Genomic DNA, 14,501 nt, shown 5'->3' on the forward strand with positions numbered 1-14,501 from the left:
TGTGCAGTGCAACGACTTTCCACAGCGGATCTACTCCGCGATGGGCGTTTCCATACTCTCCAACAGGGCCAGCAGTTCGTTGGCGTCGAACTGGCCCAACTGGCGTTCGAGCAGTATCTCGGCAAGTGCCGACAGCTGCGGCGCCATGAACAGGTCGCGCACCTCCACCTCGACCTGCAGGCGTTCCTTCAAGCGGATCACCGCACGGGCGGCGACCAGGGAATGGCCGCCCAAGGCGAAGAAGTTGTCGTAGCGGCCAACCCGCTCCACACCCAGGAGGGTCTGCCAGACCTCGGCCACGGTGCGTTCCACCTCCGTTTCCGGCGGCAGGTAGGCCACCGTCGCGGCGGCGAGCGCGGGCACCGGTAGTGCGCGGTGGTCCACCTTGCCGTTGGGGGTCAAGGGCAATGCCGGCAGCACCACGAACGCCGCTGGCACCATGTACGCGGGCAGTTCGCGCAGCAATTGCTCGCGCAGCGTGGACATCGCGGGTGTGGCGTCGGACGCGGCTACGATATAGGCCACCAGCGCATTGCCACCGGCCGGGTCCTCGCGCATCGCGACGACCGCCTGTCCGACACCCGGTCGTGCCGCCAGACGGGCCGCGATCTCTTCCGTGTTGATCCTGAAACCGCGGTTCCTTGCCAGGCTGTCCTCGCGCCCAACGAACTCAAGCTGCCCATCCGGGTTCCAGCGGGCGCGGTCGCCGGTGCGGTGCAGGCGTGCGCCTGGGTCCCGCGCGAACGGGTCCGGCACGAAACGTTCGGCGGTCAGGCCGGGCTGGCCCGGATAACCAATGGCCACTCCGTCGCCACCCACGTACAGGTCCCCTTCCACGCCCACCGGCAACAGGTTCATGTCGGCGTCCAGCACATGGGCAGTGGAATTGGCGATCGGCGTGCCGATGATGCAGCGGTGCAACGGTTCCGGATCCCCGACATCGAAGACCGTACTGAGGGTCGTGTTTTCGGTCAGTCCATAGCCATTAAGCAGACGCTGCGGCCCGCCGTGCGCGTGCACCCGCCGCAACGCTTCAGTGCTGACCACGTCTCCACTCACCAGTACGTCGCGTACGCCGCCTAGGGCGTCTGGTTGCAGATGCGCCAGTTGGCTGAACTGCGCCGAACCAAGGAACACGGCGGAGGGGCGGATATCGCGAAGTGCGACACCCAGTCGTTCCGGATGCAGCACCGCGTCACGCGGAACATGCACCAGGCGGCCGCCGTTGAGCAGTGCGCCCCACACCTCGAAGGTGGACGCGTCGAACGCCGGATTGGAAAGCTGCGGGATGACGTCCGTGGGACCCAGGGTAAGGTAATCGGTGTCCACCACCAGTCGGACGACGCTGCGGTGGTCAACCTCCACCGCCTTCGGGCGACCGGTGGAGGCGGACGTGTACATCAGGCAGGCCGGCAGCAGCGCGGTATCGATGGGCCACCCCTCGCTGACGGAGCGCACAGCGAGGGTCGACGCCGCGCCGTCCCGGCGCACCCGCTGGTACGGGATTGGAACGGTCCAAGGCAGTGCGTCGCTGTCGGTGACGACCAGGGCCGGCCGTGTCTCGCCGATGATCTGGTCCAGAACCATCGACGGCTGCCGATGGTCCAGCGGCACATACGCCGCCCCGGTTTTGAGGATGGCCAGCATGCCCGCGGCGAGCTCGGGTGCTGCGCTCATGCAGAGGCCCACGCGGCTGCCCACCCCCACTCCCGCTTCGCGCAGCGCACGCGCCAGCGCGTCGGACCAGGCATCCAGCGTGGCATAGCTGATGAGGAGTTCGTCGTGCTGGACGGCAATCGCCTCCGGCGCCCGCTCGACCTGGTCGGCGAACCGCTCGTGTATGCCCCGCGCTGACCCCGGACCGGGACGCCAACGCGTGCCCTGTGCCAGCAGCCACGCCCGGTCGGTTTCATCCACCATCGGCAGCCTGCACAGTGGTGTGTCCGGCGCAAGCAGCAGCGAACCAAGCAGCATCTGGTACTGCCCGACCATGCGCACGGCGCTGCGGTGATCGAACAGCGCCCGGTCATAGACCAGCTCGCCTGCCAGCCCGCCATCATCGTTGGGCTGAAGGCTCAGGCTGACATCGAACTTGGCCTGGGCCTGGCCGGACAGGCTGTCCAAGGGTTCCAGCTGCATGCCCGGCCAGGACGGCAACGCACCGGTGGCATTGTTGAGGCTGAAGCTGGCCTGGAACAGGGGCGTGTAGCCAAGGTTGCGTTCGGGATTGATGCGGTCCACCAGGTATTCGAACGGCAGGTCCTGGTGTTCGTAGGCCCCCAGCGTACGCTGACGGACCTGGGCCAGGTGGGTGTCGAAGCCCGCGGCCAGATCCAGCTTGCCACGGATCACCAGCGTGTTGACGAAGAAGCCGATCAAGCCTTCCAGTTCGGCATGGGTGCGGTGCGCGGTGGGCGTACCGACGGCCAGGTCGCGCTGCCCGCTCAGACGTGCCAGCAATACCTGGAAGGTCGCCAGCAGGCCCATGAACAGCGTCGCTCCGTGACGCTGCGCCAGCGCACCCATTGCAGCAACCTGGGCGGCGGGCAACGCAAAACGCACCGAGCCGCCACCATAGCGCTTGTGCAGCGGCCGCGGCCGGTCGGTCGGCAGCTCCAGCAACGGCGGCAGCCCGGCGAGCTGCTCCTCCCACCAGCTGGCCTGTGACTCCAGCACGTCGCCACGCAACCAGCCGCGTTGCCACTTCGCGAAGTCGGGGTACTGCACCGGCAGCGCGGCCAGCGTCGGCGCGTCGGCGTCGTCCACGAACGCGGCGTACAGCGCACCGAATTCGCGCATCAGCACCCCCATCGACCAGCCGTCGGACACAATGTGGTGCAGGCAAAGCAGCAGCACATGGTGCTGAGGTCCTTCGCGCACCACGCAGGCACGCATCAGCGGGGCGCGCTGCAGATCGAACGGGGCCTGTGCGTTGGCCTGCATCAGCGCCTGCGTCCGCACCCGCCGCTGCGCATCCGGCAGCGCCGAAAGGTCCAGCACCGGAACCTGCAACTCCACGTCGGCCACCACCTGCAGCGGGCCGTCGGCGGTTTCGATGAACTGCGTGCGCAACGCCTCGTGCCGACGCACGACCGCGCGCAGGCTGTGCAGCATGGCCTGCAGCGACAACGGTCCCTGCAGCCGCAGGCCCAACGGCATGTTGTAGGCCGCGCTGGGACCCTCCAGCTGCCACAGGAACCACAGGCGCTGCTGCGCATGTGAGAGCGGTACCGGCAATGCAAGGGTGTCGCGTCGGCGCAGGGGCGGCGCGACCTCACTGCCACCCGGCATGCAGCACCTGGCCAGCGCGTGGACGGTGGGCGTTTCGAACACCTGCCGGATGGGTATCTGCCAGCCGTGCTGGTTGCGCAACTGCGCGATCATGCGCGTCACCAGCAATGAGTTGCCGCCCAGCGCGAAGAACGTATCGTGACGACCTACCTGCTCCAGCCCCAGCAGGTCCCGCCAGATCGTGGCAATGGCCTGCTCCACGTCTCCTTCCGGCGTTGCTCCGGGCTGCAGGGCCTGCATGCCTTCGCACCGGACGGCGATCGCGCTGGACACAGGTGTATCGACGCGCCGCTGCCGGACGCTCAGGGACGCTCCCAAGGGTGCGTCTGGCGCGGCCAGGAGTGCGTCGAGCAGCATCCGGTACTGCTCGGCCATGCGTACCGCAGTGCCGTGCTCGAACAGCGACTGGTCGTAGACCAGCTCCGCGGTCAGGCCGGCTTCAGTGTCGGGTTGCAGGCTCAGACTGAGGTCAAACTTGGCCTGGGCCTGGCCGGCCAGGCTGCCCAGCGGTGCCAGCTGCATGCCCGGCCAGGTCGGCAGCGCGCCGGTGGCGTTGTTGAGGCTGAAACTGGCCTGGAACAGCGGCGTGTGGGCCAGGTTCCGCTCGGGATTGAGGCGATCCACCACGTGCTCGAACGGCAGGTCCTGATGCTCATAGGCGCCCAGCGTGCGTCGGCGTACCTGCGCCAGATGGGTGTCGAAGCCACGGGCCAGATCCAGTTCCCCGCGTATCACCAGCGTGTTGACGAAGAAGCCGATCATTCCTTCCAGCTCCGCGTGGGTACGATGCGCGGTGGGTATGCCGACCGCCAGGTCGGTCTGCCCGCTCAAGTGCGCCAATTGCACCTGGAAGGTGGCCAGCAATGCCATGAACAGGGTAGCCCCGTGGCGTTGCGCGAACGCGTCCATCGCGGCGACCTGCGCGGCCGGCAAGCTGAACCGTACCGAGCCCCCCACGTAACGCTTATGCGCAGGTCGCGGCCGGTCGGTCGGCAGTTCCAGCAGCGCGGGCAGCCCGGCCAGCTGGTCCATCCAGTAACTGGCCTGCGACTCGAGCACCTCGCCACGTAGCCAGCCGTGCTGCCACTGGGCGAAATCGGGGTACTGTACCTGCAGCTCGGGCAGCGCTGGCGCCGACGTCCCGTCAACGAACGCAGCATACAATGCGCCGAACTCGCGCATCAGCACGCCCATTGACCAGCCGTCGGACACGATGTGGTGCAGGCACAACAGCAGCACGTGCTGCTGCGGACCTTCGCGCACTACGCAGGCTCGCATCAACGGTGCCTGCTCCAGATCGAACGGGGCCTGCGCATGTGCCTGCACCAGCGCCTGCAGGTGCGCTTGCCGCTGCAGCCCCGGCAATGCCGAAAGGTCCAGCAGCGGCACCTGCAACTGTACGTCGGCCACCACCTGCAGTGGACCGTCGGCGGTTTCGATGAACTGCGTGCGAAGCGCCTCGTGCCTGCGCACGATCATGCGCAGGCTGTGAACCACGGCCGCCACCGACAGCGCTCCCTGCAGTCGCAAGCCGGTTGGCATGTTATAGGCCGCACCAGGACCTTCCAGCTGCCACAGGAACCACAACCGCTGTTGCGCATGCGAGAGCGGTGCCGGCGAATCCGTGGCGTCCCGGCGCCGCAACGGCGGCACTGCCGGCACCGCGCCCGGCACGCAGTATCGGGCGAGCGCGACCAGGCTGGGGGTTTCGAACACCTGCCGAATCGGGATCTGCCAGCCATGCTGGTTGCGCAACCGCGCGATCATGCGGGTCACCAGCAGCGAGTTGCCGCCCAAGGCAAAAAAACTGTCGTCCCGTCCAACCCGCTCGCGCTCAAGCAGGTCCTGCCACACCGCGGCGATGGCCTGCTCCACGTCGCCTTCCGGGCAACGCGGGGGCTGCAGAATATCGGGCCCCGGCAGCGGAAGGGCCTCCAGCGCAATCGATCCATCCGCCGCCAGGGGCATGCTGTCCAGCACCATGATGGCCGCCGGCATCTCCGAGGGCGACATCAATCCGCCCAGATGCGTACGCAGACGGGCGACGAAGCGTGCCGCCTTTTCCGCACTCAATGACAGTGCCGAACCGAGCGTGACGTACGCGACGCGCACGCTGCGCCCCGGTACCTGCGAGCGCTCGACCAGGGTCACTGCGCCGATGCCGGGGAAGGCCTGTATGGACGCTTCGAGATCCGGCACGACCGGTGGATCGGCGCGGACCGCGTTCTCCTGGCGTGGGGCGTCGATCCTGCAGGCCAGGCTTCCGATCGGTGCCTGCGGCATCTGCAGTACCGACTGCAACAGCGCGGAATAAGCATCGGCCCAGCGCTGCACGGTGGCAGCCTCGAACAAGGCTTCGTCGTAGGTCCAGGTGGCCGCCAGCGCGCCGTCCTCTTCCGGCTGCAGGCTCAGGCTCAGGTCGAACTTGGCCTGAGCCTGCCCTGCCAGGCTGTCCAGCGGCTCCAGCTGCATGCCGGGCCAGGCCGGCAGGGTACCGGTGGCGTTGTTGAGACTGAAGCTGACCTGGAACAATGGCGTGTAGCCCAGATTGCGTTCGGGATTGATTCGGTCCACCAGGTATTCGAACGGCAGGTCCTGATGTTCGTACGCTCCCAGCGTGCGCTGACGGACCTGGGCGAGGTGGGTGTCGAAGCCCGACGCCAGATCGAGCTCGCCACGGATCACCAGCGTGTTGACGAAGAAGCCGATCAGCCCTTCCAGTTCGGCATGGGTGCGCTGTGCAGTCGGCGTACCCACGGCCAGGTCGGTCTGCCCGCTCAGGCGTGCCAGCAGCACCTGGAAGATAGCCAGAAGTCCCATGAACAACGTTGCGCCATGGCGCTGGGCCAGAACGTCCATGGCGGCGACCTGCGCGGCGGGCAGTATGAATCGCACGGCGCCGCCTGCGTAACGTTTATGCGCCGGTCGCGGTCGGTCGGTGGGCAGTCGTAATAGTGCGGGCAATCCCGCCAGCTGTTCCACCCAGTAGCTGGCCTGCGCGTCCAGCATCTCGCCCTGCAGCCAGTTGCGCTGCCATTGCGCGAAATCGGGGTACTGCACCGGCAGCTCGGCCAGTGCTGCTGCGCCGGATTCGCTTACGAACGCGGCATACAACGCGCCGAACTCGCGCATCAGCACGCCCATTGACCAGCCGTCGGACACGATGTGGTGCAGGCACAGCAGCAGCACGTGGCACTGGCTGTCCTCGCGGACCACGCAGGCGCGCATCAGTGGCGCCCGTTCCAGGTCGAAGGGGGTCTGCGCGTTGGCCTGTACCAGCGCCTGCATGCGTGCCTGGCGTTCTCCCTCCGAGAGTGCGGAAAGATCCAGCAGCGGCACCTGCAGCTGGACGTCGGCCACCACCTGCACCGGTCCATCGACGGTCTCGATGAACTGCGTGCGCAGCGCTTCGTGACGGCTCACGATCGTACGCAGGCTGTGCACCACGGCCGGCACCGACAGCGCCCCCTGCAGCCGCAGGCCAATCGGCATGTTATAGGCGGCGCCGGGACCTTCCAGCTGCCATAGGAACCACAAGCGTTGCTGCGCATGCGAAAGCGGTACCGGCGACCCCGCGGCTTCCCGCCGTCGCAGCGGGGGCGCACCCTGCGCCGAGCCGGTGACGCAGCATCGGGCCAGTGCAACCACCGTAGGTGTTTCAAATACCTGTCGGATGGGAATCTGCCAGCCGTGCTGGTTGCGCAACTGCGCGATCATGCGCGTCACCAGCAGCGAATTGCCACCCAGCGCGAAGAACGTATCGTGCCGCCCGACCTGCTCCAGGCCCAGCAGGTCCTGCCAGATCGTGGCGATGGCCTGTTCCACCTCGCCCTCCGGGACGCCATAGGCCCCTGCGGCCACCGCTGTGTGGTCCGGAGCCGGCAGTGCCTGCCGGTCCAGCTTGCCATTGGCGGTGAGCGGCAGCGCGGCCAGCCGGACAAACGCGCTGGGCAGCATGTATTCCGGCAGGTCCTGTTGCAGCTGCAGCCGCAGCGCGGCAGCGTCCGGCACCTGCTCCGGCGTTGCGACCAGATACGCCACCAGCCGCTTGTCGCCTGGGTTGTCTTCGCGTGCGATCACCACCGCCTCGCGCACGCCCGCGCAGGCGGCCAGCCGCGCCTCGATTTCGCCCAGTTCGATGCGGAACCCACGGATCTTCACCTGGAAGTCGTTGCGCCCCAGGTACTCCAGGCTGCCGTCGGGCAGCCAGCGGCCCAGATCGCCGGTGCGATACAGGCGGGCGCCGGCGTGGAACGGGTCCTGCAAAAACCGCGCCGCGGTCAGCTCCGGACGATGGAGATAGCCGCGAACCACCCCCGCTCCGCCCACGTACAGCTCACCGGTCACCCCGATCGGGGACGGCTCGCCAGCCGTATCCAGGACGTAAAGCTGCAGGTCGGCAATGGCCTGCCCGATCGGGCTGCCGCGCGGGGCGCGCACGTCCGATTCGGTGATACGCCGGTAGGTGGCATGCACGGTGATCTCGGTGATGCCGTACATGTTGACCAGCCGGGTGCGCTCGCCGTCATTGCGCTCGAACCACGGCACCAGCATCGGCAGCTCCAGCGCTTCGCCGCCGAACACCACCACCCGCAGGTGGTGCGCGTCGCTGCGCTGCTGCTGGGCTGCGATCAACCCCCGGAACGCACTGGGGGTCTGGTTGAGCACCGTGACCTGTTCGCGTACCAGCAGGTCGTAGAACTCCAGCGGCATGCGCGTGCACAGCGCCGGCACTACCACCAGCCGCCCGCCATGCAGCAGCGCGCCCCAGATTTCCCAGACCGAGAAATCGAAGGCGAAGGAGTGGAACAGCGTCCATACGTCCCGTTCGTCGAAACCGAACTGCGCCTGGGTGGCGGTGAACAGGCGGCTGACATGGCCGTGTTCGACCATCACGCCCTTGGGCTGGCCAGTGGAGCCGGAGGTGTAGATCACATACGCCAGGTGCTGCGTACCCAACCCGGGCACGACGGGGTTGCCGGTCTCCTCCCCTGCCCGCGCGTGGCTCGACGCATCCAGCAACAGCACCGGGCGTTGCAGGTCCCTCAGCAGCGGCAGCGACGCCTGCAGGGCGGCCTGGGTCAGTACCGCCATCGGCGCGCTGTCCTGCAGCATGTAGGCCAAACGCTCTTCGGGATAGACCGGGTCCAGCGGAACATAGCCGGCACCGGCCTTGAGGATCGCCAGCACGCCAACCAGCATGTCCAGCCCACGCTCCACGCAGATCGCGACCCGGTCATCCGGCCCCACGCCCAGCGCGATCAGGCGATGGGCCAGCGCGTTCGCACGCGCGTTGAGCGCACCGTAACTCAGCTGCTGGTCTTCGAAGGAAACGGCGATGGCGTGAGGCCTCTGCGCTGCCTGTGCCTCGAAACCGGCGTGCACCAGGTCCACCGGCAGCGCAGAGGCAACCGGCGCGCTGAAGCCCAGCAGCTGCTGGCGCTGCGCAGCACTCATCCAGGCCAGCGCCCCCACCGGGGCCTGCGGCGTGTGCAGCACTGACTGCAGCAGCGTGGCATAGGCATCTGCCCACCGCTGCACGGTACTGGCCTCGAACAGGGCCTCGTCGTAGGTCCAGGTCGCCGCCAGGCCGCCTTCACCATCCGGTTGCAGGCCCAGGCTGAGATCGAACTTGGCATGGGCCTGATCCGCCAGGCTATCCAGTGGCTCCAGATGCATGCCCGGCCAGGCCGGCAGCGTTCCGGTGGCGTTGTTGAGGCTGAAGCTTGCCTGGAACAGAGGGGTGTAGCCGAGATTGCGTTCGGGATTGATGCGGTCCACCAGGTGCTCGAACGGCAGATCCTGATGCTCGTAGGCCCCCAATGTGCGCTGGCGGACCTGGGCAAGGTGGGTGTCGAATCCTGCCGCCAGATCCAGCTCGCCACGGATCACCAGGGTGTTGGCGAAGAAGCCGATCAGCCCTTCCAGGTCAGGATGGGTACGGTGCGCGGTGGGCGTGCCGACGGCGAGATCGGTCTGCCCGCTCAGCCGCGACAGCAATATCTGGAAGGTGGCCAAAAGGCCCATGAACAGCGTGGCGCCGTGGCGCTGAGCCAACGTGTCCATCGCTGCCACCAGCGTCGTCGGCAGTGCACACCGTACGACGCCACCGCGATACCCCTTGTGCGGTGGCCGCGGTCGGTCGGTCGGCAGCTCCAGCAGCGTGGGCAGCCCCGTCAGCTGTTCCACCCAGTAGCTGGTCTGCGATTCCAGCACCTCACCCTGCAACCAGCTGCGCTGCCACTGTGCGAAGTCGGGATACTGCACCGGCAGCGCGGCCAGCGGCGGCGCGTTGGCGTCGTCCACGAACGCACCGTACAACGCACCGAATTCGCGCATCAGCACCCCCATCGACCAGCCGTCCGATACGATGTGGTGCAGGCAAAGCAGCAGCACATGGTGGTGTGGACCTTCGCGCACCACACAGGCGCGCATCAGCGGCGCCTGCTGCAGATCGAACGGGGTCTGCGCGTTGTCCTTCACCAGCGCCCGCAGCTGCGCCTGGCGCTGTTCATGCGGCAGCCCCGAGAGGTCCAGCACCGGCACCTGCAGCTCCACGTCGGCCACCACCTGCAGCGGGCCGTCGGCAGTCTCGATGAACTGGGTGCGCAGTGCCTCGTGTCGGCGCACGACCGCGCGAAGACTGCGCAGCACCGATGGCACCGACAGAGCGCCCTGCAGCCGCAAGCTCATCGGCATGTTGTAGGCAGCGCCAGGACCTTCCAGCCGCCACAGGAACCATAGCCGCTGCTGGGCATGCGAGAGCGGCAGCAGCGCATCCTCATCGCGCCTGCACAATGCCGGACGAGGGGGGGCCAGGCAGTCCAGCAGCGCCTGCTTGTGTTCCGTCAGCCGCGCCTGCAATCCGGGGGTCATTACCCCACTGGCTGCCTGGAAACGAAGGCGACCGCGGTCTGCCCACAACCGAACCCCCAGCTGTCGCGCTTCGGCAAGCAGCAGCAATGCATCCATCATAGTTCACCCTCCTCAAGGACGACGCCGGGCGCAACCGGGGAATCGAGCAGCGGATGCTGGATTTCGACCAGCAAGCGCACGGTATCGGCCAATGCACGCAACGTCGGCGCGTTGAAGAACGACGCCAGCGGCAGTTGTATGCCGAACTGCCGCTGGCAGAAGCCCGCCAGCCGGATTGCCGACAGCGAATGCCCGCCCAGCGCGAAGAAATCATCGAGTCGCCCTACTTGGGGCACTGAAAGCAGCTCTTTCCAGCACGCTGCCAGCGCCTGCTCGATGTCGCCTTCCGGTTGCAGGTACGCGGGTGGTGCGAAGGCATTGTCCGCGGGCGGCAGCAACCGCTCGCGCGCGATCGAGCCATCCGCGGCCTGCGGCAGGCTGTCCAGCACCACGAACGCACCCGGAACCTGCGCAGCGGGCAGCGCAGCGGCCAGCTGCGCACGCAGGCGTGCAATGAACCGCGAGGTCCGGTCCGCATCAAGTGCCAGTGCCCGCCCCAGCACGATGTACGCGACCGCTCCCTCGCGCCCGGGCACCGGTGGGTGTTCCATGACGACCGCTGCGCTTACCCCCTCGCACCGCAACAGGCACGCCTCGACATGCTCATGCCGGGGGCCGTGCTGGAACGACGCCACTGCGCCCTGCACCGGTGCTGCGGCAGGCGGCAGATCGCCTCGCGACAGGTGGTCAAGCACCTCCACGAACCCCTCCGAGAGCGCTGCGATCGCCTGTGGCTTGAACCGATGCGCATCGAAGGTGAAATCGGCGCAGACGCCCCCTCCCTCGTCCTCGGCGATCGTCACCAGCAGCGGGCTGCTGAGCATTGGGGAGGCCGGTACATGGGTCACCTCGATGTCCAGCCGCCGCCGCGCCCCGATCAGTTCCCCGCGCTGGGTCGAGGTCACGTAGTTCTGCACCACCAGGATGGAGGTCAACATCGGCTGCCTGGGCGGCAAGCCGGTGAACGCCTGGATGGCAGGCAGCGAGAGGTGCCCGTGTACGTCGTGTTCGAGCAGGTCGCGCTGCACCGCGCGCAGCAGCGTGCCGGCTGTCGCGTCTGCTGGGGCCGATACCCGGATCGGCAACGTACGAATCATCGGGCCGACCATGCCGTCGACCCCCTCCAGCTCCGCCGGCCGGCCCGACATCACCGCCCCGAACAGCGAGCCCGCTTGACCATCCCGTGCCGCCAGCAGCAGTCCCCACGCAGCATGATAAACGCTGCCCAGCGTGACCTGTTCGCGCTGCGCGATGCCACGCAGTGATGCCAGCAGCGCCGGCGCCAGCTCCACCGGGTGGCGGCGCACCAGGGCATCATCCGTGGAGCGGTGCCAATCAGATGGCAGGCCGATCAGGGTGGGCCGGGTTACGTCCGCCAGATACGAGCGCCAGTACGCTTCGGCCATGGCCAGCGGACGCGCGTTGCTCAAGGCGACGTAGTCGGAGAACGGTCGCACAGGGGGGTTCTGCGGCGTCAGCCCGGCGCGCTGCATTGCATAGCACTCCAGGACTTCGCGCAGGACGATCGCACTCGACCAGCCATCGGTCAGGGCATGATGCCGCGTCCAGATCAGGCGATGCAGGTGCTCACCCAGGCGGATCAGGCGCACGCACATCGCCGGCGTGCCCGCCAGATCGAGGGTGGCTACGCGGTCTTTGGCCAACTGATCATGCAGCAGGTCGTCGGGGACATCGATCCCGGACCAGTCGTTACTGCGCCAATCGATCTCCGCCGACGACAGCACGACCTGCAACGGGTGCTGCGCATCCAGGCCGTGAAACACGGTCCGCAGCACCGGATGACGCATGACCACATGCGCCCATGCGTCACGCAGCAGCACCGCGTCCAGCTCGCCCTCCAGCACCAGCTCCATCTGCATCATGTTGATGCCCGCGCCCGGCCGCAGCAGCGTTTCGAAAAGCAGCGCATGCTGCACCGCCGACACCGGGTGAATGGCCTGGATGCGGTCGCGACCGCCATGCCGCGCTAGCACCGCCCGTAGCGTGTCAACGTCCAGGCCACAGCCGGGGAAATCCGACGGAGTGCAGCGCGGCGCATTCTGCGCATGCGAAACTTCCGCCAGCTCTGTAAGGGCACTCAGCAGGTGGTCAGCCAGGACGCCCACCGAATCGAGCGAATGGGTCGCGTTGCAGAAGGTCAGGTGCAGATCCAGTACCCCGTCGTTGACCGCGGCGCCAATGGCGAGCGGCTGCGCCCGCACCACGCCCGCACCGTGCAGCCCACCCGCAGTGGTCGGTTCGAAGTCGAAGGCCGACATTGCACCCGGTGCCGCGCGTGCTACCTGTCCCATATAGTTGAAACTGACCTGCGGCTGGGCAAGCGCCGCCATGCGCCCGCGGACGGCGCTGTCGGAACTGCAGTAGCGCAGCGCCGCATAGCTGATGCCAGGGCCCGGCACGGAACGCAGTGCATCTTTCACAGTTGCCAACAGCGCGCCCGGAGGTTGCCCGGAGGCATCTGGCAGGCGCACGGGATGACGGGACGTCAGCCAGCCCACGGTGGCACTGATATCCAAGGCTTCGGCCAGATCGTCGCGGCCATGGCCTTCCAGCTCGACCAGCAGCCGCGGGATGCCATTCCATCGCACGAATGCCATCGCAAGCGCGGTCAGCAGTGCATCATTGATGCCGGTGTTGTATGCGGCCGGCAGTCGCCGCAACAGCAGATCGGTGCTGGTCGCATCCAGGTGCACCGTGATGGTGGTGACGCCGGCGTCAGGCGGCGCGGCACCGACCACGTCTTCGCTTCTCACCCCAAGCGCGGCTTCCCACCAGGATACATCGGGCACCCTGTCTGTCGCGTGGCGTGCCAGTGCGGCAGCCCAGGCGCGTAGCGGCGCGCCCTTGGCCGGCAACACCACCGGCTGGCCGCTGGCTGCCTGCGCGTAGGCCACCGTGATGTCTTCCAGCAGGATCCGCCACGACACCCCATCCACCACCAGGTGATGGAACAGCCACAACAGCCGTGCCGGGCCGTCCGGACCCTGATCGCAGAAGGCCAGCAACCGGCTGAGCGTGCCCTGCTCGATCTGCAGGGAGGCCTGGGCCTGGGCCGCGAGCTCCTGTTTTACTGCGTCGCGACACCCCGCGGGCAGACCGGACAGGTCTACCACGCACACCACCGGCGGATGCGGCTGCGCGCGGATATGCTGGGTCCAGCCCTGCACGCTGTCGCGGGCGAACGTTGCATTGAGCGCGTCGTGGCGTGCGTGCACGGCGTGCAGCGCGGCCTTCAGGCACGACCAGTTCACGCGTTGCCGACTGTCCAGGTACATCGCCTGGTTGTACTGGTGCAGCCCCTCGGGATGCATCGTGAAGAAGCGTGCCTGGCTGGGCAGCAGGGGCATTGGCCCCGCAGCGTCGCAGTGCGCGGCCGGCGCGACACGCGCAGCGAGATCGGCCGCGACTACTGCGATGCTGCGGGCTTCGAACAACCGCTTGGGCTGCAGGGCATAGCCGAGCCGATGGACCCGCGCGGCCAATTGAATCGCCATGATCGAGTCGCCGCCCAAAGCGAAGAAGTCATCGTCAACGCCGACCTGCGGCACGCCCAGCACCTGCTGCCAGACCTCCACCAGCTGCGTTTCCAGCACGTTCGATGGAGCCCGGTAGGCAAGGCCAGGTGCGACCTGCGTGGCGATGGCCGGCAAAGCGCTGCGGTCGACCTTGCCGTTGCGGTTCAGCGGCAGCGCCTTCAGTATCTGCCAGGCGCTGGGCAGCATGTAGTCGGGCAGCTTCGTCGACAGCCAGCTGCGCAGCGCCTCCGTCTCCACCGCGGCACCGGGGCGGGCCACGACATGCGCGCACAGCCGATCAGCGTCCAGGACGACGACCGCATCAGCCACCGCAGGATGCGTGCACAGCACGGTTTCCACTTCGCCCAGTTCGACCCGGTAACCGCGGATCTTGACCTGATGGTCCAGCCGGCCCTGGTACACCACCTCGCCATCGGCGCGCTGCACGCAGCGGTCGCCGCTGCGGTACAGCCGGCTGCCCGGCGCACCGAACGGATCGGGCAGGAAACTCGCGGCGGTCAGCGCCGGCTGCCGCCAGTAACCACGGGCCAGGCTCGCCCCGCCCAGGTGCAGCTCGCCCGGCATCGCCACCCCGGACAGCCCTCCCTGCGCGTCCAGCACATAGATCTGGCTGTTCACCAGCGGCTGCCCGATCGGCAGCACACCCGGTGCTTCCTGCGGCAGCACGGCATGGGTGCA

Annotated in this window: 2 protein-coding genes; both read right to left on the reverse strand. The window is 67.7% G+C overall.

Annotated features, from left to right (window positions below):
- Window positions 1–30 precede the first annotated feature (30 nt).
- The gene (locus tag ACIGII_RS05070) at window positions 31–10,263 is read right to left on the reverse strand and encodes an amino acid adenylation domain-containing protein (protein ID WP_399633794.1); all 10,233 of its coding nucleotides are present in this window, start codon (window positions 10,261–10,263) and stop codon (window positions 31–33) included.
- The coding region (locus tag ACIGII_RS05075; protein WP_399657433.1) for a condensation domain-containing protein at window positions 10,263–14,501 on the reverse strand (4,239 nt) is incomplete at its 5' end. The genes ACIGII_RS05075 and ACIGII_RS05070, both read right to left, overlap by 1 nt.

This window comes from Stenotrophomonas sp. NPDC077420, assembly GCF_044543385.1.
Lineage (GTDB): Bacteria > Pseudomonadota > Gammaproteobacteria > Xanthomonadales > Xanthomonadaceae > Stenotrophomonas.

Bases quoted from the DNA above. Each gene is read 5' to 3' on its own strand.
- ACIGII_RS05070 (WP_399633794.1), bottom strand. From the start codon at position 10,263: ATGGATGCATTGCTGCTGCTTGCCGAAGCGCGACAGCTGGGGGTTCGG.